22 protein-coding genes are annotated in these 23,478 nt (G+C 73.9%); 4 read left to right on the top strand and 18 right to left on the bottom strand.

Annotated elements, in window-relative coordinates:
• Positions 1-293: 293 nt before the first annotated feature.
• Positions 294-956 carry a response regulator gene (locus ACZ38L_RS05250; RefSeq protein ID WP_465689394.1) on the top strand — a complete coding sequence of 221 codons (663 nt, stop codon included), beginning with the start codon at positions 294-296 and terminating at the stop codon, positions 954-956.
• A gap of 130 nt (positions 957-1,086) precedes the next feature.
• Positions 1,087-2,178, top strand: a complete 1,092-nt coding sequence (locus tag ACZ38L_RS05245; RefSeq protein ID WP_465689392.1) for a phosphotransferase — start codon at positions 1,087-1,089, stop codon at positions 2,176-2,178.
• Positions 2,179-2,254: 76 nt separating this feature from the next.
• On the opposite strand, the gene ACZ38L_RS05240 is transcribed toward ACZ38L_RS05245, so the two are convergent.
• The 4 genes from ACZ38L_RS05240 to ACZ38L_RS05225 all read right to left on the bottom strand — a co-directional run bounded on the left by ACZ38L_RS05240 (position 2,255) and on the right by ACZ38L_RS05225 (position 7,237).
• Positions 2,255-4,060 carry a protein kinase domain-containing protein gene (locus ACZ38L_RS05240; protein ID WP_465689390.1) on the bottom strand — a complete coding sequence of 602 codons (1,806 nt, stop codon included), beginning with the start codon at positions 4,058-4,060 and terminating at the stop codon, positions 2,255-2,257.
• A gap of 97 nt (positions 4,061-4,157) precedes the next feature.
• Positions 4,158-5,600, bottom strand: coding sequence for a protein kinase domain-containing protein (locus tag ACZ38L_RS05235; RefSeq protein WP_465689388.1), 1,443 nt, complete (start codon positions 5,598-5,600; stop codon positions 4,158-4,160).
• A 317-nt stretch (positions 5,601-5,917) separates the two neighbouring features.
• The gene (locus tag ACZ38L_RS05230; protein ID WP_465689386.1) at positions 5,918-6,541 is read right to left on the bottom strand and encodes a bacterial proteasome activator family protein; all 624 of its coding nucleotides are present in this window, start codon (positions 6,539-6,541) and stop codon (positions 5,918-5,920) included.
• A 75-nt stretch (positions 6,542-6,616) separates the two neighbouring features.
• Positions 6,617-7,237, bottom strand: coding sequence for a hypothetical protein (locus tag ACZ38L_RS05225; protein ID WP_465689384.1), 621 nt, complete (start codon positions 7,235-7,237; stop codon positions 6,617-6,619).
• 196 nt (positions 7,238-7,433) lie between these two features.
• On the opposite strand from ACZ38L_RS05225, the gene ACZ38L_RS05220 reads away from it, so the two are divergent.
• A complete protein-coding gene (locus ACZ38L_RS05220) occupies positions 7,434-7,739 on the top strand; it encodes a hypothetical protein (RefSeq protein ID WP_465689382.1) in 306 nt (101 codons plus the stop codon).
• Between the two features lie 49 nt (positions 7,740-7,788).
• Here ACZ38L_RS05220 and ACZ38L_RS05215 read toward each other — a convergent pair whose 3' ends face one another.
• From ACZ38L_RS05215 to ACZ38L_RS05175, 9 genes are all read right to left on the bottom strand, one after another.
• Complete coding sequence (locus tag ACZ38L_RS05215; protein WP_465689379.1) at positions 7,789-9,519, bottom strand: COG1470 family protein; 1,731 nt, start codon at positions 9,517-9,519, stop codon at positions 7,789-7,791.
• Positions 9,520-9,616: 97 nt separating this feature from the next.
• Positions 9,617-10,189: a phage tail protein gene (locus tag ACZ38L_RS05210; RefSeq protein ID WP_465689377.1), complete on the bottom strand. Its 573-nt coding sequence runs from the start codon at positions 10,187-10,189 to the stop codon at positions 9,617-9,619.
• Positions 10,186-12,135 carry a putative baseplate assembly protein gene (locus tag ACZ38L_RS05205; RefSeq protein WP_465689375.1) on the bottom strand — a complete coding sequence of 650 codons (1,950 nt, stop codon included), beginning with the start codon at positions 12,133-12,135 and terminating at the stop codon, positions 10,186-10,188. Before ACZ38L_RS05205 ends, ACZ38L_RS05210 begins: the two co-directional genes overlap by 4 nt.
• A complete protein-coding gene (locus ACZ38L_RS05200; protein WP_465689373.1) occupies positions 12,135-12,593 on the bottom strand; it encodes a GPW/gp25 family protein in 459 nt (152 codons plus the stop codon). Before ACZ38L_RS05200 ends, ACZ38L_RS05205 begins: the two co-directional genes overlap by 1 nt.
• Complete coding sequence (locus ACZ38L_RS05195; RefSeq protein ID WP_465689371.1) at positions 12,593-12,958, bottom strand: PAAR domain-containing protein; 366 nt, start codon at positions 12,956-12,958, stop codon at positions 12,593-12,595. The genes ACZ38L_RS05200 and ACZ38L_RS05195 overlap by 1 nt, the downstream gene beginning before the upstream one ends.
• Before the next feature lie 33 nt (positions 12,959-12,991).
• The gene (locus tag ACZ38L_RS05190; RefSeq protein ID WP_465689369.1) at positions 12,992-14,800 is read right to left on the bottom strand and encodes a VgrG-related protein; all 1,809 of its coding nucleotides are present in this window, start codon (positions 14,798-14,800) and stop codon (positions 12,992-12,994) included.
• Positions 14,801-14,804: 4 nt separating this feature from the next.
• Positions 14,805-15,509 carry a CIS tube protein gene (locus ACZ38L_RS05185; protein WP_396556705.1) on the bottom strand — a complete coding sequence of 235 codons (705 nt, stop codon included), beginning with the start codon at positions 15,507-15,509 and terminating at the stop codon, positions 14,805-14,807.
• A 55-nt stretch (positions 15,510-15,564) separates the two neighbouring features.
• The gene (locus tag ACZ38L_RS05180) at positions 15,565-15,987 is read right to left on the bottom strand and encodes a phage tail protein (protein WP_396556707.1); all 423 of its coding nucleotides are present in this window, start codon (positions 15,985-15,987) and stop codon (positions 15,565-15,567) included.
• A 46-nt stretch (positions 15,988-16,033) separates the two neighbouring features.
• Positions 16,034-16,438, bottom strand: a complete 405-nt coding sequence (locus tag ACZ38L_RS05175) for a hypothetical protein (protein ID WP_465689367.1) — start codon at positions 16,436-16,438, stop codon at positions 16,034-16,036.
• Between the two features lie 1,630 nt (positions 16,439-18,068).
• On the opposite strand from ACZ38L_RS05175, the gene ACZ38L_RS05170 reads away from it, so the two are divergent.
• Positions 18,069-18,617 carry a hypothetical protein gene (locus ACZ38L_RS05170; RefSeq protein WP_465689365.1) on the top strand — a complete coding sequence of 183 codons (549 nt, stop codon included), beginning with the start codon at positions 18,069-18,071 and terminating at the stop codon, positions 18,615-18,617.
• 783 nt (positions 18,618-19,400) lie between these two features.
• Here the strand turns inward: ACZ38L_RS05170 and ACZ38L_RS05165 are convergent.
• The 5 genes from ACZ38L_RS05165 to ACZ38L_RS05145 all read right to left on the bottom strand — a co-directional run bounded on the left by ACZ38L_RS05165 (position 19,401) and on the right by ACZ38L_RS05145 (position 23,468).
• Positions 19,401-19,556, bottom strand: coding sequence for a DUF6760 family protein (locus ACZ38L_RS05165; RefSeq protein ID WP_396556710.1), 156 nt, complete (start codon positions 19,554-19,556; stop codon positions 19,401-19,403).
• Entirely contained in the window at positions 19,553-19,969 is a 417-nt protein-coding gene (locus ACZ38L_RS05160; RefSeq protein ID WP_465689444.1) for a hypothetical protein, read from the bottom strand. The genes ACZ38L_RS05165 and ACZ38L_RS05160 overlap by 4 nt, the downstream gene beginning before the upstream one ends.
• An 89-nt stretch (positions 19,970-20,058) precedes the next feature.
• Entirely contained in the window at positions 20,059-20,514 is a 456-nt protein-coding gene (locus ACZ38L_RS05155; RefSeq protein ID WP_396556712.1) for a phage tail protein, read from the bottom strand.
• Between the two features lie 85 nt (positions 20,515-20,599).
• Positions 20,600-22,165, bottom strand: a complete 1,566-nt coding sequence (locus ACZ38L_RS05150; RefSeq protein WP_465689362.1) for a phage tail sheath family protein — start codon at positions 22,163-22,165, stop codon at positions 20,600-20,602.
• 139 nt (positions 22,166-22,304) lie between these two features.
• Positions 22,305-23,468 (bottom strand): hypothetical protein, encoded by a 1,164-nt coding sequence (locus ACZ38L_RS05145; protein WP_465689360.1) that lies wholly within the window; start codon positions 23,466-23,468, stop codon positions 22,305-22,307.
• Positions 23,469-23,478: the final 10 nt, after the last annotated feature.

The following is a 23,478-nucleotide window of genomic DNA, read 5'->3' as shown; positions in this document are numbered from 1 at the left end:
GCGCTGGGTGTGCGCACACGGCTGCGTGGCAGGTGGTGATCCTCTTCCGACGGCGCCCTCACGAGAACGTTACCCAGCAGGCGCCCTGGGCGCGCCTGCGTTAGGACGTCCTAGTTTGTTCCGGCCTGGGTGGGGACGGGGTGGGTCCGAGACCGCTCGCGCGGTGCCGTGAGGACACCTGCGCACGTTATCCGGGCGAGGCGCTTCACGTAAGGGGTTGGATCGGACAGATTTCGACGTAGGGGTAGTCCGGGCGATAGATCCCATCTGCCCGTTTATGGGAGCATTCAGGGGTGACGGAAAACGGACAGATCAGGGTGTTCCTCCTCGACGATCACGAGGTGGTCCGCCGCGGCGTTCACGAACTGCTGTCGGTCGAGGGCGACATCGAGGTGGTCGGCGAGGCCGGCACCGCCGCCGAGGCGCTCACCCGGATCCCCGCCGTCCGGCCCGACGTCGCGGTGCTCGACGTCCGGCTGCCCGACGGCAACGGGGTGGAGGTCTGCCGGGAGGTCCGCTCGCGGCAGCCGGGGATCAAGTGCCTGATGCTGACCTCGTTCTCGGACGACGAGGCGCTCTTCGACGCGATCATGGCCGGAGCCTCGGGCTACGTGCTCAAGGCGATCCGCGGCGGCGACCTGCTCTCCGCGGTGCGCGACGTCGCGGCCGGCAAGTCGCTGCTCGACCCGGTGGCCACCAGCCGGGTGCTGGCCCGGCTGCGCGAGGGCGGGGCCGGCCAGGAGGACGAGCGACTGGCCCAACTCACCAGGCAGGAACGGCGGATCCTGGAACTGATCGGCGAGGGAATGACCAACCGGCAGATCGGCGGTGAACTCCACCTGGCCGAGAAGACGGTCAAGAACTACGTCTCCAGCCTGCTGTCCAAACTCGGCATGGCGCGGCGCACCCAGGCGGCCGCCTACGTCGCGCGGTTGAAGAGCGACCCGCAGAACTGACCGAGCAGAGCAGGTAAGTTCACGCTCTGTCAATGGTACCGATCGCGGCACGATCATCGGCACCCCGCTCACTACCGGGCAATTTCCGCCAACCGAGCCGGGGTTGGCGGCGACACTGCGATGATCGAGCGTGACAGAGAGTCAACTCACCTACGCCGCAACGGTATCGGAGGGACCGGATGCCTCCGCTCCCCCGGTCGGCACGCTCAGCCCCCCGGTCTCCCGATTCGTGATCGCACGGGTCCTGCTCAACTACCGCGCCGGGCGGCTGATCGAGGCGAGAGCGGTGGCCGAGGGTCTGCTCAACCGCGGCTACCGGGTGGTCACCACGGCCGGCGTCTACTTCCTCAAGTGCTACGTGGACCGCGCCACCGCCACCGTCCCCGCGATCACCGCGCAGCACCGGGCGACCACCGCACTGCACGCCCGGGGGCTGCCGACCGCACCGCCAGTGGCCGGCCGTGACGGGCGCACGGTCACCGACTGTGACGGCCGGCGGTTCGCGCTCTACCCCTGGATCCGGGGCGAGCACCGGCCCGGGGCCGAGCTGGAGCTGGTGCAGTGCGAGGAGCTGGGCACGCTGCTCGGGCGGTTGCACGGCGCACTCGCCGAGGTCTGCGCCCTGGTCGTACAACCGGACGGACAGCCCACCGCCGACCCGCGGGCCACCCTGGCGCTGATCGACGAGCTGCGCGGGCTGGTCCGCCGGCACCGCCCGTACGGCCCGTTCGAGCTGCTCGCCGAGGACCGGCTGGCCGAGCGGGCCGAGCTGCTCGCGGCCCACCGGCACCGCCGGCCCGCGCCGGACGCCGCCGGGCCGGCCGGCTGGGTGCACGGCGACTTCCACGGCCTCAACCTGCTGCACCACGGGCGGCGGGTGAGCGCGGTGCTGGACTGGGACCGGCTGGGCGTGCGGCCGCGCGGCGAGGAGGTGGTCCGCGGCGCCACGCTGATCTTCAACGACCCGGTGACCGGCGAGCTCGACCTGGCCCGGGTGCGCCGCTACGCCCGCGGCTACCGGGAGGCCACCGGGGCCCGGCCCGAGGAGCTGGCCGCCGCCGCGCACCGGGTCTGGTGGGAGCGGCTCAACGACTTCTGGATGCTCCGGTGGCGCTACCAGCGGGCCGACCCCCGGGCCGACCCGCTCTTCCCGGCCGCCGCCGCGCAGACGGTCTGGTGGTGCCAGGAGTACGAGCAGGTGCTGGACGCGTTCGTGAACTGACGCGTTCCCGAGCCGGGCGTGCCGGGCACGCGAACGGCGCCGCCGCCCGGACTGGGCGACGGCGCCGTTCCGTGCGCTACGGCAGGGGACTCACCGGCGGGACGGGCTTCGTCGCCGGCGGCGACGCCGGGTTGCTCGCCGGCGGAGTGGTCTCCGCCGGCGTGGAGGGCGTCGGCGGGGTCGACACCGGAGCCGAGGCGGACGCCGAGGCCGAGGCCGAGGCGGTGTCCGTCGGGGTCGACGAGGCGCTCGGGTAACGGGTCCAGCTCCGCCCACCGGTCGGGTAGCTGTCCCCGCCGCTGTCGGTCGGCGGCGTGCTGGGCGTGTGGCTGGCCCGGCTCGGCGTCGGCGTCGGCGAGGTCGACGGGCTGGTGGAGGGCAGCAGCGGCGTCGAGTTGTCCGAGCTGTCCGGCGAGGTGGTGACCACGCCGGGGGCGCCACCGCTGCCGGTACCGCTGCCGCTGCCGTTCAGCGCGAAGGCGATGCCGATCCCGCCGGCCACCACCAGCACCAGCCCGGCCACCCAGGCCAGCGCCCTGCGCCGGCCGCCGCCCGAGCCGCCGTAGCCGTCGTCGTCCGACCCGCCGGAGCCGCCCGAGCTGCCGTAGCCACCGCCACCCCCGCCGCCCGGGCCCTGGTAGCCCGTGGCCGGCGTCTGGTAGCCGGTGGCGCCGCCGTTCGGGTAGGGCAGCAGCGCGGTGGGGTCGGCGGGCCGCCCGGCCGCGCCGAACACCTCGGTGACCGCCGTGCCGTCCTTGGGCGTGCCCTCGTAGCCGTACTGGCCGGAACCGCCCGGCAGGCCGACGGTCGGGTAGCCGGCGCCGGCCGCGCCGTGCATCTCGCGCAGCGCGTGCTGCACGTGCGCGCGGAACTCCTCGGCGCTCTGGAACCGCTCGTCCGGGTTCTTCGCCAGCGAGCGCAACACCAGGGCGTCCAGCTGCTGCGGCACCCGGGAGTTGGCCTGCGAGGGTGGCACCGGCGCGTCCTGGACGTGCTGGTAGACCACCGAGAGCGGGGTGTCGCCGGTGAACGGCGGGCGCAGCGTGAGCAGCTCGTAGAGCATGCAGCCGGCCGCGTAGAGGTCCGAGCGGTGGTCCACCGGCTTGCCGAGCGCCTGCTCCGGCGAGAGGTACTGGGGGGTGCCCATCACCATGCCGGTCTGGGTCATCGTGCTGGTCGCGCCGGTGAGCGCGCGGGCGATGCCGAAGTCCATCACCTTGACCGCGCCGGTCAGCGTGATGGACACGTTGGCCGGCTTGATGTCGCGGTGCACGATGCCGTTGCGGTGGCTGTAGTCCAGCGCCTCCAGCACGCCGGCGATGATGATCAGCGCCTGGTCGACCGGCGGCGCCTCCTCGTCCACCAGCAGCTCGCGGACGGTCCGGCCCTCGACCAGCTCCATCACGATGTACGGCGTCGACTCGGTGCCGACCAGCTCCTCGCCGGTGTCGTAGACCGCGACGATCGAGTGGTGGTTGAGCGCCGCGACGGCGTGCGCCTCACGAGTGAACCGGAGCCGGGCGACGTCGTCCTGGGCCAGCTCCGGGCGGAGCAGCTTGACCGCGACGGTCCGGCCGAGCCGGACGTCCTGGGCCGCCAGCACCTCGGCCATGCCGCCCCGGCCGAGCCGGTGGGTGAGCCGGTAGCGGCCGCCCCCCAGCGTGCCGAGCGGCGCGGCGGTGCCCCGGCCCGGGGTGGCCGGGCCGTCGAAGACCGGGGGCTGCCGGACGACGTGCGTCTCGGCCGTGGCGTCCACCTCGCCGTCCGCCTCCGGCTCGGGCAGCCGGGGCGTCTCGCGGGTGGCATCGTCCTGCTCGGAGCCGGCGCCGGTGCCCGGGACGTGCTCACCCTCGCCGTCGCCCGGCTGCTGCGTCTGTGCCATTACTCCTCGCCCCGGGCCGACGCTCTGGTCGCGGCCGCCCTACTCGATTCACTCCTCCAGAACGCTACCGCCTCGGACACCCGGGCGCGGAATGCGTTCAGGAACCCTGCCCCGGGCCCGCGGACAGCCGCGCGGCCACCACGGCGGACCGCACCGCCCCATCCGTGGTGGACGAGTTGTCCTTGGCCTTGGTTGCCACGATCGCGATAATGATCACGATCAGCACGAACACGCCGACGATCACTCCGATCACCACCAGCGCCGTCGAGCACCCGCTGTTGTTCGCGGGCACCGGGCGGGCCTGCTGGTACGGCGCGGGGGCGGGCCGCGGGGCGACCGGCGCCGGTGCCGGTGCCGGCATCTGCTGCTGCGGGAAGGCCGGCTGCGGCGTCGGGAACTGCTGCGGCCGCGGGGTCTGGTACTGCGGCTGCGGCTGGAACGGCTGCTGCGCCTGCGGGAAGGCCGGCGGCGGCGTCTGCGGGCCGTACGGCGCCGGGGTGGCCGGCTGGTACGGCTGCTGGACCTGCGGCTGCGGCGTCCGGATGTCGCCGGCGACCTGCGGGAAGCCGGTCAACGAGGGGGACGCGTGGGCGGCCCGCGGGCCCTGGTTGATCACCAGCGGGGTGCTCGGCTGCAGCGGGTTGCCGCCCCGCTCGCCCGCGGCGACCCGCTCGACCTCCTCGCGCATCGCCTCCGCGGTCGGGAACCGGTGCGCCGGGTCCTTCCGCAGCGCGCGGGCGACCAGCGCGTCCACCGCCGGGCTGACCGCCCGGTTCAGGGCGGACGGCGGCGGCGGCTCCTCCTGGACGTGCTTGTAGGCGATCGAGAACGGCGAGTCACCGTCGAAGGGCAGCTGTCCGGTCAGCAGTTCGAAGAGCATGCAGCCGACCGAGTAGAGGTCGGAACGGGCGTCCACGCTCTTGCCGAGCGCCTGCTCGGGCGAGAGGTACTGCGGGGTGCCGACCACCATGCCGGTCTGGGTCATCGAGGTGACACCGGACTGCATCGCGCGGGCGATGCCGAAGTCCATCACCTTGACCACGCCCTTGGTGTTGACCATGACGTTGCCCGGCTTGATGTCGCGGTGCACCAGGCCCTGGTCGTGCGAGGTGTCCAGGGCGGCCAGCACCGCGGCGGTCATCTTCAGCGCCTGCTCGGCGGGCATCGCGCCGTGCTGGGCGATCGCGTCGTTCAGCACGTCGCGCAGCGAGCGGCCCTCGACGTACTCCATCACGATGTACGGCACGGTCGAGCCGTCCGGCGCGAACTCCTCGCCGCTGTCGAAGACCGCGACGATGTTGGTGTGCTGGAGGCGGGCCACCGCCACCGCCTCGCGGCGGAAGCGCTCCCGGAAGGACGACTCGCGGCCCAGGTCGGTGTGGAGCGTCTTCACCGCCACCTGGCGGTCCAGCACGGTGTCGTGGGCCAGGTGCACGGAGGCCATCCCGCCCTGACCCAGCAGGTGCCGGAGGACGTACCTGCCGTTGCCCAGCGCGTGCTGCTGAGGGTGGCCCTGCAGGGTGCTGCCGTCCTCGGTCATGGTCCTCTGCTTCCCCCTCGGCACGGCCGGACACCGGTGCCGCGACGTGGTTGATCGGATGCTCTGATCGGCTGCGCTGCCGGGTGATGCCGAACGGCCCGTCAGAGCCGCTCCCGGCGGCCCGCCGAGGCGGCCCGACCCGGCCGGCGGCCGTCGCGGCCACCGACAGGGGTCAGGGTATCGGCACCCGGCGACGACGCGGACCGCCAGGGCTGCCGGGGCGGTCCGGTTCGGCGGCCCGCCCCGGCCGTTCCCGCGCCGTTCGCAGACCGTTCCTACAAGGACCGACCCGCGAGGCCCCGCGGTTCGTCAGCGGTTCAGAGGTACGGACCGGACCGGAAGCCGCGGTTCTCGCCCGGCTCCTCGAAGTCGTGCTCCGCCCCCGGGCTACCGGGCGGCAGCGCCCGGCGCATCTGCTCCAACTGCGCGCGGGCCGCCATCTGCTGGGCGAACAGCGCGGTCTGGATGCCGTGGAACAGGCCCTCCAGCCAACCGACCAGCTGGGCCTGGGCGATCCGCAGCTCGGCCTCGGTGGGGACGGTGTCGTCGGTGAAGGGCAGCGAGAGCCGCTCCAACTCCTCGACCAGCTCGGGCGCCAGACCCAGTTCCAGCTCCTTGATGGAGCTGGCGTGAATGTCCTTCAGCCGGACCCGGCTGGCCTCGTCGAGGGGAGCCGCCCGGACCTCCTCCAGCAGCTGCTTGATCATGCTGCCGATGCGCATCACCTTGGCCGGCTGCTCGACCATCTCGGTCACCGGCAGTTCCCGCGGCTCCTCGCCGTCGCCGGAGCGGCCGAAGCCCCGGCCGGCGGCCCCGCCGACCGCCGTCCCGTCCGGCCCGACGATCAGCACCTGCGGCGGGACGCCCTGTGCCGTCCCGTCCGCTCCCGTCGATGCCTGATGCGGCTCCTGCTGCGGCCGTTCGTTCCGCGGATTAGTCATAGCTCCTTCATATGCTTCGGCGCTCCGGAGGGTCAACCGAGCACCGGCCGGCCCGGATTCCCGATCCGGGCCGGTTCAGCTCCGGCGCAGCCGCAGCCCCACCAGGGCCAGGCCGGCGCCGATCAGCCCGAGGCCCGCGCCGAGCGGGAACTGCAGGTCGGAGGGGTCGTTCCCGTGCGCGGCGGTCTGCGTCACGGGCGCGGGGACCGCGGGCGGGCCGCCCTCCACCGCCGGGGTGGGCGCGGGGGGCTCCGGCCCGGCCGCCACCGCCGGGCCGGCCGGGTCGGGGGTGCCGTCGGCCACCGCGCCGTGCGTGGCGGGGCCGGCCGGCGCGGCGTGCCACCGGCGGACGCGGCGCCGGGGCGGGCCGGCCGGACGGTGGGCGGCCCAGTGGTACGTCCGGTGCTCGGCGGACCAGGGACCCGGCGGGTCGGTGGGCCCGGCGGACGGCGTGCCGGGGGCGTCCCCGGGGCTGGGCGCGGCGCTCGCCCCCACCCACGGCGGCACCGCCGAACCGGGCGCGGCCTGGGCGGCGGCGGTCAGTAACACCGAGAGCAGCACCGGCGCGGTCAGCCCGACGCCGACGAGCACCCGGCCGCGCCGCCGTCGGGATCGGCGCCGGCCGGCCGGCGCGGGCTCCGGGCCGGCGCCGCGGAGCGGGAGGAGCGTGGACTGCGGGTACGGGATCGTGGCCACGGACAGACCCTTCCGACGGCCGACGCCCGAGCGGGGCACCGGCGGCAGGACAGCTCCGCACCAGCGTCACACAGTCCCCGCTCCCGGGCATGTCGGAGCCCGCGACCGACCGGCCGGTGGACTCTTCCGGCCATGGCCGGAAGAGTCCCGATTGGTCACCTGGCGCACCAGATGACTGGCTTGCCAGACTCACCACATGTATCTCGTTCACGCCTGCCTGCGGGGTCCGTCAGGGGCCGGGCTGCCCACCGACGCCGCGGACCTGGTGCGCTCCTGCGCCCACGCGACGGATCAGCTCGAGCACGTGGTGGCCCACCCCCGGGCCCGGCCCCACCCGGTGCTGGCACTCTTCGTGGTCGCGGACGGCCTCGGGGAGGCGGAGGCCCGGGCGCGGGCGGTCTGCCGCCGCGCCCTGGCGGAGCGGGCGGCCCTGGCGGGGTGGGAGCTCGTGGAGGCCCAGGTACCGCTGATCGCCCCGCTCTTCGAGCGGCTGCTGGCCTGAGGAGCGCCGGCTGACCGGGCCGGCCCGTCCGGGGCCGCCGTCCTCACGGTCAGCCCTGGTAGATCCCCGGCCAGCCGGTAGCCATACCGGCCGGCTCCTGGATGGTGCCCTGGGTGGTGGGCTGCACGACCCAGCCGCCGATCAGCGCGTTGGCGACGTCGTCCGAGGTGTTCAGCGGCTTCTGCGAGGCCATGTCCCCCTGGTACTTCTGGACCGCGTTGGCGAAGTCCTGGCTGTAGGCAGTGGTCGGCCTGGGGCTCCCGGTGGTCAGGACCTTGATCACCTGTTGGGTCAGGCCGATCTGCTGCTGGAACTGTTGGGGCGTCAGGGAGGTCTGGTCGGCCCACATCAGGGCCGCCGTGGCGCAGTAGATCTCGTAGTCGGGCTGCGCGTCGGCGTTGATGCCGTGGGTGTTGGGGATGAGCGGGAACGCGTACAGGGCGGCCATGGTCGCCCGTCCCAGCGTCCCGGGCTGGTCGCTCTTCGCGATGTTGCCGGGCCGGTTGCCGTGGCTGTCGGTGTCCCGCTGGAAGCAGGCGAGCGCGTTCACCGTGTTCTGGTCCATGACCCCGTTCCGGAAGCTCCCGACCGCGAGCTTGCACGGGTTGCTGCTCGCCAGGTTCGTCAGTCGGTGCTGGGCGAACTGCACGAACAGGTTGGGGCTGGTGGGCGTGGCGTTGACGCTGGTGATCGGGAACTGCAGCAGCGTCGTGGTGTCCGGGGTGCCGCTGCTGCCGCCACCGCCGCCACCACCCGGCGCGCCACCGCCACCACCACCCGGAGCGCCACCGCCGCCCCCGCCCGGAGCCGCCGGGACCGGGTTCGCGCCGCCCCCGGGTGCGACCGGCGCCGGACCCGTCGCCTGCGGCGCGGCCGGGTTCCCGGCGTCGGGTGCCACCGGCCCGCCCGGCTGCGGGGGCGCGGCGTTGCCGGAGGCGGGCTGCCCGCCCCCGCCGGTGGTCGGCTGCGGCGGCAGGGGGCTGCCGGCGTCGACGGGCTGCAGCGCCGCCGTCTGCGTCCTCAGCGCGGTGGCGGCGCTGGTCACCGAGGGCTTGGCGAGCATCCAGAGCGCGACGCAGGCGGCCACGATCGCGCCCAGCACGGCGAACAGCCGGGGGAACCACCTCGGCACGATCGCGCAGTGGGCGTACGTCCCCTCGACGGGCAGCGGCGCCAGCCCGGACCGCAGCACGTTCACGGAGAACGGCAGCACCTGCTTGACGCCGAACCAGCGGATCCGCTGCGTCCTGGCGGAGACCCGGACGAAGGCCGCCCGGCCCGCCTGGATCCGCAGCGAGGACGGCTGGAACTCGAAGTCCAGCTGGTTGCCGGCGTCCTTGCCGGCCAGCGACACGGTGACCGGTGTGTTGCCCAGGTTGTCCACGGCCAGCCACGGCCGGGCACGCAACCGGCCCTTGGAGACGGGCGGGACCAGTTCGGCGCGCAGCTCGCCGAACGGCAGCACGGACAGCACGCCCTCGACCACCGCGACCGCCTCCGGCTGCTCGGAGGGCAGCACCTGCAGGGCGAACGGGTGCGGGCCGGCCGCCGCGTCGGAGCTGCGCGGCACGTCGAAGTGCAGCTGGACGGTGGTTCCGGTGCCCGGGTAGAGGTTCACCGAGGCCGGCTCCACCCGGGCCCACGGCGCCGGCTCCCCCACCGGGACGAACCGGTACTCCTCGACCACGTCACCGGTGTTGCGCAGGCGCAACGAGACGGTGGCGGTCGTGCCGGCCTCCACCGTGGTCGAGGCAGGTTCGAGAGAAGTCCAGGTGCTCACCGGCGTACGGTAGCCCCGCGCGTCCCCGGGCCGGAGCGGGCGCCGAGCCCGGTCCGGGGGCATCGAAGGCTGCCCGATCGGGAAGCACGACGGACCATCACCCGCCCGCCAGTTCGACCCGGTAGGGCACGTGCGCCGGGCAGGTCCGCTGCACCAGGTCCTCGACCAGGTGCACGGTCGCGGGCCCGGCGGCGCCGGCCGTGACCCGGATGACGAGTTCGGCCCGCGCCGACCCGGGCAGCGGTCCGTTCGGGCTCGCCGACCAGCTCGAACCGCCGCTCTCGGTCACCTGCGCCTCGATGCCGAGCAGCCGGAGCTGCCTGGTCAGGCCGCGGACCGTGCCCGACTCGCGGTGGCGCTGGACCGCCCCCGCCACCAACTCCCGGTGCTGGTCCAGCGGGTGGAGCGGATCGAAGTCCGGCAGGTCGGCGGCGACCCAGCGGCCGAGCCAGCCGAGGAAGTCCCCGGGTGCCAGGGCCGGATCCAGGTAGCCGGGGAGGCAGTCGAGGACGGCGAACACCGGGGCCAGCACGTCGTCGAAGGCCGCGACGTAGCGCTGGGCGAAGTCCTCCCCCGCGTACACGTCGGGCAGCCGCGCGCCGAAGGGGTTGGGGCTCGCCAGGCCGTCCACCGCGTACCGCCGCGAGCCCGACCCGTCGGGGCCGCTCACAGCTCCTCCACCTTCACCTGGTGCTGGTGCGAGAAGACCAGCGCGTTGGGGTCCAGGTCGACCCGGCTGGTCGGGTCGCCGCGCTCACCGGTCAGCGGGTTGGCCGGGAAGAGCTGGACGTGGTCGACGAGTTCGACCCCGGGCAGCCGTTGCAGCACCGCGTACGCCTCGCCGGCCTGGACCGGCCGCCCGAACGGCCAGCCCTGCCCGTCGACCCCGCCGACCAGCGGGTTGAGGTAGCGGTAGAGGGCGTCCAGGGCGCGTTCCCTGACCTGCCCGACGGGCACGCCGCGCCGGGCCATCACCCGGGCCACCACGGTGATGCCCTGGTAGTAGGGCGGTTCCACGGTGAGCCGGGCCCCGATCGGCCGCCGCTCGTCCAGGTACTCGGCGATGCCGGACAGCAGCGCGTCCGAGGGCACCATCTGCTCGAAGCGCAGCCGGTCGCCCCGGTCCGCGACCACGCCCGGCACCACCAGCAGCCGCACTCCGCCGTCCCCGGCACCGCCCGAGGTCGGCAGCGCCCGGATCCGCGCCGCGGAGGGGGCCGCCTGGGCGGCCAGCAGCTCGTAGTCGGCGGCCGTGACGGCGCGGTCCTGGGTGCGCAGCTGGACGGGCCCGCGCAGCATCGCGGACCGCACGGTCTCGCCGTCCACGCCGCCGGACGCGCCCTCCCGGTTCTCCACCCGGGAGACGTAGGGGATGGAGGAACGCAGCACGGTCAGGGTGCGCCGGGCGACGTTCCCACTGCGCCCGCCGCCGGTCCGGTAGCGGCGGACCCTGATCCGCGCCCCCTTGGCCGGCACCGCGCCGTACTGGCGCAGCGAGCCGTCGACCTCGCGCAGCGCGGGGCCGAAGGAGAGCTCGCCGGCGGTGTGGTCGACGGTGAAGCAGCGGTCGTGGCCGGCGCGCCCGGCGAAGCTGCCGACCTCCACCCACTCCTGCCAGCCCTCGCCGTCGCTGACCTCGCACACCAGCGGGCCGTCCCCGCCGAGCAACGGGCGGCGGGCGAGCAGGAACGTCTGGCCGGGCGTGCCGGTGGACTCGCCGAGGTGCTCGTCGAGCACGGTGTCGGCGTGGACGGCGCCGACGGTGCCGCCGACCGTGCCGGCCGACACCGCGCGGACCGTCGGGGAGGAGGAGTAGAAGGGCTGCCCCGGGCGGCTCGCCACGGTCCGGCAGCGCAGCCAGCCCGCCCGGTGCCCGCCGATGGTGGCCACGGCGTGCGCGGCGGGGACGTGCAGCACGACGTCGCCGGGCCGGTTGAGCCCGCCGGTGCCGTCACTGTCCACCTCGCAGGGGTGCCAGTTGTCGCCGTCGTACGCCTCCCAGACCAGCGGCGGCTGCCGGGGGTCGACGCCGACGCCCTCGACGACGCTGTCCAGGCTCACCAGCACGGCACAGGACGGCACGGCGGCGGAGAGCCCGACCAGGAACGCGTCACCGACGGCCGGGGACTCGGCGAAGCAGGCGACGTCGCGTCCCTCGGCCAGCTCCTCGCTCCGGTCGGCCAGCCGCGTACCGACGGGCTGGGTCAGCAGTCGGGTGAACTCGCACGGAACGATGGCGAGTTCGGCGTCGGTGGCGAAGAGCACCCGGTCGGTGTGCCGGGTCGCGGCGGTGGAGACCTGGGTGCCGGCGCGCAGTCGCATCTCCTGCGCCTGCGGGGTGGACAGCCAGAAGGTGAGCTCGGTGCGGGCCGCGGCGGCCGGGAACAGCTTGACGCCGATCAGGTCGAGGAAGGCGAGGTAGTTCTTCTCCGGCACCCGGTTGAGCCGGTAGAGCAGCTGGTCGGTCATGTGGGCGAAGGCCTCGATCAGCGTCACGCCGGGATCGGAGACGTTGTGGTCGGACCACTCCGGGCAGCGCTGCTGGATGAACCTCTTCGCCTCGTCGACGAGTTGTTGGAAGCGGCGGTCGTCGAGGTTGGGGGCGGGCAGGGCCATCAGCGTGCGGTCTCCTGGACGTGGGGGGACGGGTACGGGTCGGCCACCGTGCCCGGTTCCGGCTCGTGCGCCGGAATGACGTAGAAGGGGAACACCAGGCTGCGCGGGTTGTTGGTGCCGCGCACGGTGTAGCGGATGTCGATGTAGAGCGTGCCGTTGTCGACGCTGTCGAAGGCCACGTCGACGGTGTCCACGGTGATCCGGGGCTCCCAGCGGTCGAGGGCCCGGCGGACCTCGTAGCAGATCCGGCCGGCGGTGCCGGCGTCCGCGGGCGCGAAGACGTAGTCGTGGATGCCGCAACCGAACTCCGGCCGCATCGGTCGCTCGCCGGGGGCGGTGGCCAGGACCAGGCGGATCGCCTCGGCGATCTCCCGGTCACCGCCGACCAGCGCGATCGCCCCGGTCGCGTCCAGCCGGGGCGGGAAGGCCCAGCCGGAGCCGATGAAGAGCTCGGGCATCAGGCACCCCCGATCAGCACGGTCGCGTCACCGGCGCTGATGAAGGTCTCGCAGACCAGCTTGTCGCCCTCGCGCGCGGCCGGGAACCCGCCGATCAGCACCTCGCCGCCGAGCGGCACGGAGGGCAACACCACGTTGCCGACCAGCAGTTCCACGTGCGGGTCGCACACGCCGACCGTGCCGACGACGGCGGCGGGCTCACCGCCGATGAGCACCGAGGTGACCCCGACCAGCGGGCCGGGCACGGCGGGCATCTTGGCCATCGCCCGGCCGCCGGGCGGGCCGACCGTGCCCGTGGGCGGGCCGGGCAGCACCGACGTGTAGATGTGGCTCGTGCTGTCGCCGACCCTGGCGGCCGCTGGCATCCGTTGCCCCTTTCTCCGATGTCCGACGTGCGGTCAGTTGAGCTTGATCAGTGGCGCCTTGACGACCACGTCGGCGTCCCCGTCGATGCTGACGCTGCCGCCGGTCAGCTTCAGCGCCCCCGCGCCCGCGTCCAGGGTGATGCCGTTGCCGGTCACGGTGACCTCCTCCTTGCCGGTGATGGTGATCTTCCCGTCGCTGTGCACGGTGATCACGGTCTGCTGCCGGTCGAGCGCCACGGTCAACCTGTCGTCCCCGGTGGAGATCCGCACGCCCTGGGTGACCCCGACCCCCGCGCCGCGGCCCCCGCCGGACGCCGGGGCCGCCCCCAGCAGCTCCATCCGGTCGCCGACCCGGGACGACAGGGTGCGCACCGCCACCTTGCTCCCGTCCACCAGCGCCACCGGCAGTTCGGTCGGGCTGTCCACGCCGTTGTAGAGGCCGCCCAGCACCACCGGCCGGTCCAGCAGGCCCTGCTCGAAGGCGACCAGGACCTCGTCGTCGATCTCCGGGCAGAACAGGCCGCCGCCCTTCGTCCCGCCGAGCTGCATGGTGCGCACCCAATCGCTGACGTACGCGGGGTCGCCGCCCTCCGCGCTGTCCGACAGCCACGGGAACTTCAGCTTCACCCAGGCCTGCTCGGCCTGCGCCGGATAGCCGGACGGCGGGTTCTGCCCCGGACGCAGGATGTCCACCACCACACCGGTCGCCACCGACGGGACCCGTGGTGAGCGGGCCGGCGCGCCGGCCCCCGAGGCCAGCCCGGCCAGCGTGCGGTTCTGGCGTCCGCTCACGGTGATCCGGGTCTCGTAGCCGTAGCCACGCTGGTAGGTGTGCAGGCTGCCGGTCACGGTGTACTTGCCGTCGAACGGCACCCCACCGCCGCTCACCGCCACCGGCAGCCCGATCCGCAGCAGCGGGTTGCCGACCGAGGTGATCTCCAGCTCGCCCAGCGCGGCCGCGGCGTCGGCGGCCAGCGCCGTCGCCACGGCGTTCGCCTGCGCCGCGGTACCGTACGGCACGTCCGCCACGATCGTCCGGGCCGGCGCGAAGGGGCCGGTGGCCCGGGCGGGCGTCAGGCCGAACTGCGACTCCGGGCTGGGCGCCACGGTGACCGGGGCCTGGACGGCCGTCTTGGTGGCCACGTCCCAGCCGCGCACCTCGACCGTCGCCACCTGGTTCACCGAGCTCGCCAGCAGGCGCATCGCGTGCACGTTCTTGCCCAGGTCCAGCACGTACGGGCTCTGCTGCGGATCGGTCGAGGTCGCCGGGGCCGAGGACGCCGGGACCGGCCTGGTGAAGTGGAATACCCCGTCCCGCACGAACATCTCCCGGCCGTTCTCCACCGCCAGGGTGCGCAGGAAGTCCCAGTCCGAGACGTTCGGTTGGGTCGCGTACTCGTACTCGGTCTCGGTGTCGTCGATGCTCAGCTCGGTGACACCGGCCGCCTCCAGGACGACGCCGGCGATCTCCGAGGCCGTCATCTGCGGGTAGCCGGCGATGTGCCGACCGCGCTGGAGCCGATGCGACACGTCCAGCGCGCGGACCGTGGTGTAGCTGCCCATGGCGTCGAACTCGGCCTCCAGGCCCACGACCTCACCGGTGAACAGCGGACGCGTCCCGCTGCTGTCGCTGGTGGCGACCATGACCGTGAACTTCCCGCCGATGGCGAGGCCGGTGTCGCCGACCAGCGTCCGGGACGGGTCGAGGAAGCGCACCACGGCCGACGCCGGCAGACCCGGCCCCTCCTCGATCCGCAGCTCCTTGGGCACGTTCGCCCACGCCGGCGGCAGCGGACCCGGGACGCCGATGACGAAGCCGACCCCGTCAGGACCTACCGACATGCCGTCACCCCGCCCTGAGCTCTTCGGCCGCCGGCACCAGCAGCTCGGTGCCGGGACGCAGCCGCATCGGGTCGTCGATGCCGTTGGCCTCCGCGATCACCCGCCAGGCCGTCGCGTCGCCGTACTCGCGGTGCGCCAGCAGCTCCAGGCTGTCGCCGCCCACCACCTGGTGCACCCGACGGGCGGTCAGCGCGCCCGATGTCGGGTTCTGCCGGGGCATGGTGGCACCCGCCTCGGTGATCTGGATCGCGCACGACGCGCGCAACGGCTGCCCGGCCGTGTCGAACAGCGAGTACGTCGCGTTCGCGCTCGCCAGGTAGCCGAAGAACGCGACACTCTGGAACGGACCCCACTCGAACCTGATCCAGGGCGCGCACGGCGCCTTCGCCGAGATGCTCGCGGTCGTCGGCAGGCACCAGTTCAGCAGCGTCTCCACGGCGGTGGCCACCGAGTCGTCGTGATCCGCGGTGGCGTCCAGGAACAGCTCCACGTTCAACTGGCGCGGCCCGGCGCCCTGGAACTGCGGCTTGCCGACGGACTCCGCCGCCGCCTGCCGGTTCTCCGTCCACGACGCGCTCTTGCTCAGCGTCAGCGTGTGCGGATTGAACTGGAAGGTCAGCCGGCCGAGTTGGCCGCCAGGGGTGAGGCTGTCCCCGGTCGGCGGCTCGTACGCGGAGAGCGTGGCCTTGGTGGGAGGCGCCGTGGTCATCGAACCCGTCCTTCCTCGGCGGCTGCTGGGTGTAGGTGTCGTCGAACGGGGTGGGTCACAGGAACCCCTGGTGGGCGAGCTCCACGCTCTCCATCGCCACCTCGGAACGGGTGGGGTCGAAGGACGGGCCGCTCCAGCGCGCCAGGACCACCTGGTTCAGCGACCAGGTGGCGATGGTGGTTCGCAGGGTCGAGTCCAGGGCGGTGATCTGAGCGGTTCCCCGGGTGACCCGCTGCTGGAGTGCGGTCAGGTAGGTGGCGATCTTGGCACTGTCGGGGGTCAGGCCGCGGCTGAGCGTCACGTTCGGGAAGGTGACCCTGGTCGGCAGCTGCCAGACGAACCCGTTGGCACCGCCCTCGGCACGCTGCTCCAGCTCGACCTGGGCGCCCAGACCGCTGCAGGAGGTGAAGACGCCCAGGTCGATCCCGGTGATCTGCAGCCGGAAGTGGACCGTTGTCCCCGGGTAGTTGCCGGTCATCCCGTCACCGCTCCTCGTTCATCGCTCATCGTCCTTCGTCCACCGCTCACCTGTCGCCGTCGAGGAGCCGCCCCGCACGCTCGCGCCCCGACCACAACTCGGCGCGCAGCAGGCGCCCCATCGGCGGGGCCAGCAACCGGGCGAGCTCGTCCAGGTGCTTGCGCTCCAGGGAGGCGATGAGGCGCTCGGCGGGCCGCGCCTTCCCCTGCGCCTCAGGTGGCGAGGGCGGTGCCGACGCCGTGCTGGGTGCGGCGGCGGTGGGGGCGCCGGGCCGGGCCGGGCTGCTCTCGAACTCCTGCCGCTGCTCCGGCTGTTGCCACTCGACGGGCTGCGGGTCCACCGGCCGCTGCTGGTCGGACCGCGGTCGCTGGACCGGCAGCGGCATGCTCGGCCCGCTGCGGACCGGGCGCTCCCGCAGCCGCTGGACGAGCGGGGCGCTGGGAGCGGGCACCGGTGCGGTCCCTGGTACGGGAGTTGGCGGTACGGGAGTTGGCGCCGCCACCGCGGCGAGCGGCTCGGCGGCGCCTGACGCTGATCGGCCCACCGGCAGAGCGGACCGCTGGACCGACTGCGCCTGCGGTGCCTGAAATGATTGAGGTGCCTGAGGTGCCTGAGGTGCCTGAGGTGATTGAGGTGCCTGCGGTGCCTGAGATGCCTGCGCTGCCGGACGCGTCGGGGACCAGGTCGCCGTGTGCCGGTGCGGCGCGGCCGCGGGCAGCGGCGTGGCCGGCCGGCCAGGTAGCGACGGCCCGGCGGACGAGGCGATCGGCGACGCGGAGGGCCGCACCACCGGAACGGGTGCGGCGCCTGTCGCGTCGGCGCGGCCGGACCGCGGGCCCGGCGCTGCAGTGGTAGCGGCAGTGGTAGCGGCAGCGGTCTGACGCTGGACCACGGGGGGCCGGGAGTCGGCCGCCGCCGGCGGATCCTGCGACGCCTGCCGGGCGGGGGTCCGCGGCAGGGACGGGAGATCGGGCGACGACGTGCGGCTCTCGGCACGAGCGGTCCCGCGACGTGACAGCAGACGCTGGACCGGGCCGGGACGGCTCGGGGCGGCCCCGGGGGACGCGACCGCCGCACGGAGCGCGGGGTTCGCCCGGCCTTGGCCCGGTCCGTCCGTCCGGACGTCCGGTCCGGGCGGCGGAAGGGGCAACCGAGCCGCCCGGTCGGGAGCGGCGCCCGGCGGCGGGTTCTCCGCCGCGCCGGGCGTAGTGCGACCGGCGGGCGACGCCGACGTCGAACGGCCCGCCCGACGCTGCACCGGCGCGGCGCCCACCTGCGGTGCGCGGCTGCTCGTCGCCGTCCGGCCGGCGCGGCCGACCTGCCGGCCGGCTCCGGAGGCGCTCGGAGCAGGCGAGGCGGCCTGCGAGGAGACCGCCGCCCCGCCGCCCGCCTCCGGTTCACCCGTGCGCACCCAGCGCAGCGGAACGGCGGCCGGACTCGCCGGCACCGCCGCTGCCGGGGGTCCGGAAGCAGCGGCCTCGGAGGCGTGTGCCGATCCGTCCACGGCCCGCTGGACCGCCATCGGCAGCAGCGGCCGATCCGCGAGCAGGCCGGCCTGCCGCGTCGGCACGCTCGGCCCGGACGGCACCGGGGGGTCAGTGGCCGTGACGTCCCCCGAGGCGGTCAGCGCACGCGCCACCACGAGCGGAACCGCGCCCGCCGTACGGCCCATGCCCGCCGTACCGCCGCCCGTACCGCCCGTACCGCCCGCAGCCGCCGCTCCCCGTGCCGGCATCGCAGCCGCCTCCGCCCGAGCGGGTGGCGCCGACGTCTCGCCTCGTTGCACCACAGGGCCGGGAGCCGGGCTCGCGGCCGAGGAACCCCCGGCAGCACCACCGCCGCTCCGCTGTGCGGTGACGGGCATGGCGGCGAGCGGCGCACCAAGCCCCGAACGCGACACCTCCCGGACAACGGCAGCGCCGACGACACCCTCATCCGCGGTCTCCGGCGAAGCCGAGCGCCGCACGCTGACGGGCATCGCGGCGAGTGGCGCACCGAGCCCCGGACGCCGGACCTCCGGGGCGGCGGCAGGACCGAGGACACCCGGACCCGCGCCCTCCCGCGGAACCGACCGCTGCGCGGTGACCGGCGAGGAAGCACCGACGAGCGGCGCGTCCGGACCCGACGCCTCCGGCGCACCCGCGCCCGCAGCCTCCCGCGAAGCCGACCGCTGCACACTGACCGGCATCGCACCCAACGACGCACCCGCGCCCGACGCCTCCCGCGAAGCCGACCGCCGCACGCTGACGGGCATCGCACCCAACGACGCACCCGCGCCCGACGCCTCCGGCGCACCCGCGCCCGCAGCCTCCCGCGAAGCCGACCGCCGCACGCTGACGGGCATCGCACCCAACGACGCACCCGGACCCGACACCTCCGGCGCACCCGCGCCCGCAGCCTCCCGCGAAGCCGACCGCCGCACGCTGACCGGCATCGCACCCAACGACGCACCCGGACCCGACACCTCCGGCGCACCCGCGCCCGCAGCCTCCCGCGAAGCCGACCGTTCCGCGGCCCGCTGCACCGCCGTCGCCTCACGCCCCAGCGTCCCCCGGACGGCGTCCGGTGCCGGTCCCGATGCCGACGCCACCGCCGGCACACCCGTCGTCGCGACACCCGACGAGGGCTGACCGCTCCCGGACGTCTCGCCCGCGTCCCGCGCCACCGCACCTCGGCCGGTCCCCGGTCGCGCCAGCAGCGGCAGGTCACGCGCCAGGCCCGGCACCTCGGGAGCCGACGTCAAGGCCGCGCTCCGCCGCTGCACCGGCGCCGAACGCGACGTCTCACCCTCCACGGCACGCGACACCACGGCACGCGACACCGCGAGTCGCGGCAGGCGCGTGGCCCGCGCGCCGTCCTCGGAGCTCCCGGCGGGCGCGGCCTCCGGGCCGCGGACAGGTGTGGGCAGCGCGGGCCGGAGCGCGACGACCCGGTGCGCCGCCGTCCCCGCCGCACCTCCCGCACCGCCCGTCTCCGCCTCCGCCGCCGAGGGCACCCCGCCGCCCGGACCGCCCGCCGCGACCGGCTCGTCCAGCGGACGGACGTGCGGCAGGCCGCGCCCGGGCGCCCGTTGGATCGCGGTCCCCGGCGCCGGGCCCAGCAGCCCGTGCAGCAGCCCCGACGGCGCCTCGGAGCTGACCCGGTGTCCCAGTTCACCCCGGAACGAAGGGTCGCGCCGCGTCACCAGGCCGCGTTCGAAGGCGGCCGGGTCGTTGACCGCCGTGCGACCCACGACCGCCCGCCGCAGCACCGGCACGCTCAGCCAGGCCGGCTCCGGCCGCGACCGAGCACCGGTCGGGGCCACCCCGGAGGCCGCCGCCTCCGCAGCGGCGACCGGCTCCGCTGCGACGACCGGCTCCACGGGCGTGCGGCGGCCCCGGCCCAGCCGATCTCGCAGTGCCACGTCCGCTCACTCATCCTTCGTTGATCCGGGTGTTGATCCTGGCGATCTCCTCGACCCACCGCCCCCGCTCCGCGTGGGTGAGGTCGAGGATCGGGTCCTGCTGCCAGTGGAAGTGGTAGGCGATGTACGCGATCTCCTCGTACAGACGGTCGACCGCGTACGTCACGATTCCCCCAGGCGCCCCCCGGCCAGATCGACCTCGAAGGCCGCGTCGCAGGAGGGGCAGTTGACCGCGGCCCGGGTGTGACCCTCGGCGTTGATCCGCCGGTAGAAGTCCTGGAGGAAGGCGAGGTCCGAGGCGAACAGTTCCTCGACCACCTCCGCCCCCGGGTTGACCAGCGTGCCCAGCCGGGTGATCACCGTGCCGAGCAGCACCACGGTGAGGTACGCGGGGTTGTTCTTCACCCGCAGGTCGATCAGCGGCATCAGCTCGTCGCGGGCGGTCGCGAGCCGCATCGCGCCGTGCCGGTGCACGACGCCGGTGGGGTCCACGTAGCCGCGTGGCAGCTCGAACTCGAACTCGGTGCGCAGCGGCTGCGGGCTGACCGACGGTGGTGCCTGGTACGGAGGTTGCCGCATGACCGGGTCCGGGTCGAAGCCGTCCGGGACCGGCCCGGCACCGCCCTCGGCCGGCTGGCCGAGGGCGGTGCCGCTGACCGTGCGACGCCTCACTTGAGGGTCACGTCCTCGAACACGATGGTGACCTTCTCGATCGCCGGCTGGGAGTCACCGGCCTTCAGCGAGGGCCCCTCCCACTTCTTCACCCAGGCGTTCTCCAGGGTGATGTGGCGCACCGGGTTGCCCTGCGAGTCGCTCACCAGGATGGTGATCGACTGACGGGCCGAGGCCACGTCGCCCTGCAGGAACGACTTGTCCAGCCACTGGGTGAAGACCGGGCTCTGACCGAGCCCCCGGCTGATGGTGATCTCGCCGCCCTTCCGGGCACCGGCCAGCTTGCGGACCACCATCTGGCCCGTCGAGGTCACCTCGTAGTGGTCGATCGCGTCCATCTCGAAGCTCAGACCGCTGACTTCCTGCACGGTCTCGACCTGGTAGCCACCGAGCTGGACGGTGAACCTGTGGGTGGCAATGGCCAAAGCCAACCCGTTGCTCGGGGTCGTCATCCGGACCACACCGCCTTTCCTGGAACTGGGAGGGAAATGACAGGACTACTCACGACTGCGCGCCGCTCGTCGCCGCGGCTCGCCGCTACTCGTTGACGAGGCTGCTGTTGTCCGAGAACTGCGACAGCCGGAACACCACGAACTCCGCGGGCTTCACCGGGCAGATGCCGATCTCGCAGACCACCTGGCCGAGGTCGACCGACGCCGGCGGGTTGGTCTCGGCGTCGCACTTGACGTAGAAGGCCTGCTCCGCGGTCGCCCCGAACAGCGCGCCGCGCCGCCACTCCTCCCGCAGGAAGGCCGAGATGTCGCGGCGGATGCTGATCCACAGCAGCTCGTCGTTCGGCTCGAAGACGGTCCACTGGGTACCCAGCAGGATCGACTCCTCCAGGTAGTTGAAGAGCCGCCGCACGTTGATGTAGCGCCAGGCCGGGTCGGAGGCGAGGGTGCGGGCGCCCCAGACCCGGATACCGCGGCCGGGGAAGGCCCGGATGCAGTTGACGCCGATCGGGTTGAGCAGGTCCTGCTCGCCCTTGGTCACGTTGATCTGGAGGTCGATGGCACCGCGGACGACCTCGTTGGCCGGCGCCTTGTGCACCCCGCGCTCGCTGTCGTTCCGGGCCCAGACGCCGAGCATGTGCCCGCTCGGCGGGACGAAGCGGTTCTGGCCGCTGCTCGGATCGAAGACCTTGATCCACGGGTAGTACAGCGCGGCGTACTTGGAGTCGTAGCCGGCACCCTCCTGGCGCCACTCCTTGACCTGGCGGGGGCTCAGGTCGGGCAGCGGGTCCAGCACCGCGACCCGGTCGCCCATCAGCTCGCAGTGCGTGATCATCGCGAGCTGCACCGCCTTGACGCCCTCCTCGTCCAGCAGGCCCTGCTGGTAGGCGGCCATCAGGTCGGGCACGGCGACCATGGTGATCTCGTCGATCGACTCCAGGCCGGTGAATCCGCTGCGGGCGTCGGCGTCACCCACGTACTCGGAGACCGAGATCCCGGCCGGCACCAGCTCGGCGGCGGCCGGCGGCACGACCAGCGACACGGTCTGCTTCTGCGGCCGGGCCAGCGCGCCGGTGGCGGACGCCGCCTCCTCCACCACGATCAGCGCCGAGCGCTCCCTGACCTGGGTGACCACGTAGTTGCGGGCGCTCTTCTTCGCCGAGACGTCGAACGTCTCGACCGGCTTGCCGCCCTGCTTGACCACCAGCTTGAAGCGGTCCTCCGCCGGGTTCTCCCCATCGGCGTCGGCCACCTCGACGGCGATCTCGCCCTCGACGCCGCCCAGCGCGGCCACCTGGAAGGCGCCCAGCGCCACCGGCTCACCGGCCACCAGGGCCTTCGGCCGCGCGGTCGCCCCCGTCTGCTTCGCCTTCGCCGCCGCGCCCACCTCGGCGCCGACCCGCACCACGTAGGCGATGCCACCGCCGTTGGCGAAGTACCCGTACACCGAGTGGGCCAGGTAGGAGCCGTCCACGAAGCCGCCGAAGGCGTCCACGAACTGGCTCCACGTCGTCACCAGGGTCGGCGTGTGGAACGGCCCCTTCTCGGCGAAGCCCACAAAGGCGGCGACGGAGGTCCCGACACCCTGGATCGGGCGGGGGCCGCTGGCGACCTCCTCCACGTAGACACCTGGAGACAAGTACTGCGGCATCCTTGGCGCTCCTCTTCGACCGGATTGCACGACAGCACCAAGGCTCGCGGGACGATCCGGCCGGCGGAAACGACCACCGACTCCGGCGGGGGGCAGCGCTACCTGCCCGTTCGGGCAACGCGGTCGTGGGCCGGACCCCTCAGGGACCGAAGGCTTCCCGCTTGCGGTCGGCGTACTCCTCGTTCTTGCCGTGCATCACCGCCTTGAAGGACTGTGCCCCGTCCGAACTCGCCCCGTACATGGCGAAGTAGCCCAGTGCCTTGCCGAACTCCTCGGCCGCGAAGTCCGCCGCCGCCTCGTACGTCAGCGTGTCGTCGCCGTCGCGCACCACCACGCAGGCGAAGTGGTTCTCCCAGCCGTCCTTGTGCTCGAAGTCGACGTAGTGCTGCTCGCCCGGCTCCGGCCGGTCGACCTCCCTGCTCAGGTTCTCCGGGCTGAGACCGGTCAGCCGCATCGCCGTCTGCTTGCAGTCGTTCGGCACGGTGATCACCAGCTGCCGCAGCGCCGACTCGGCGTCGCCGGAGATCTCGATGAGCCGGTTCGCGCAGGCCCGCGCCAGCTCCTGCAGGAGGTCGAGCGCGGCCTGCACGGTGGCCCCGGGCGCGTTGAGCGCCCTGAGCCGCTCCTCCCGGCCGCCCGTCCCGCCCCAGGCCAGGCCCACCGTCTTCGAGATCAGCCCGGTGGTCCGGCCGACCTCCGGGAGCGACAGCCTCGCCGTCGGGCCCTTCCTGGACAACTCCTGGTACAGGACGGTCACTTCCGCGTTGTTGCGCACCCAGTCGCCCACCCGGGCCTGCTGGTACGCCCTCAGCTTGTCCTGGCGGCTCCCTTCGCTGTCGCCCAGGACCGGCTCGTGCGCGGCCCGGAGCGGCGCCCGGACCTTGTCGGCGCTCTTGTAGACCACCCGGACGAGCTGCATCTGACGTCCGTTCACCATCGCCATGGGCGCGGCGGGATCCAGGGTCACGGCCACCCGTTCCAGGAGGTCGAGTCGTTCCGCCGCCCGGCCGACCAGCTCGGGTGTCGCGTACGCCGTGCTCCGGTCCTTGAGCACGATCCCGCCGTTGCCGGAGACGGCCGCGAACTGCCCACCGGTGTCGTCCGGGACGTGCTCGGCGTAGCGCTGCACCGGAACCGCGTGGTCCCGCGCGGGCCGGTCCTGCCCCAGCAGCCGCCCCACCGCGGCGTTGCCCACGGTCCGCTGCAGGTAGGCGATCGAGCCCCCTGCCCCGCCGTCCACCGCCGCGGTACGGACCGGCGAGCGGCCCTGGACAGCGTGGTGTTGTTCGTCGTGTGCCTGCACTGCTGACTCC

The organism is Kitasatospora sp. NPDC024654 (genome assembly GCF_055559155.1).
The sequence above is the reverse complement of the archived record's forward strand: the minus strand, read 5'-3'. Positions and strand labels throughout refer to the sequence as shown.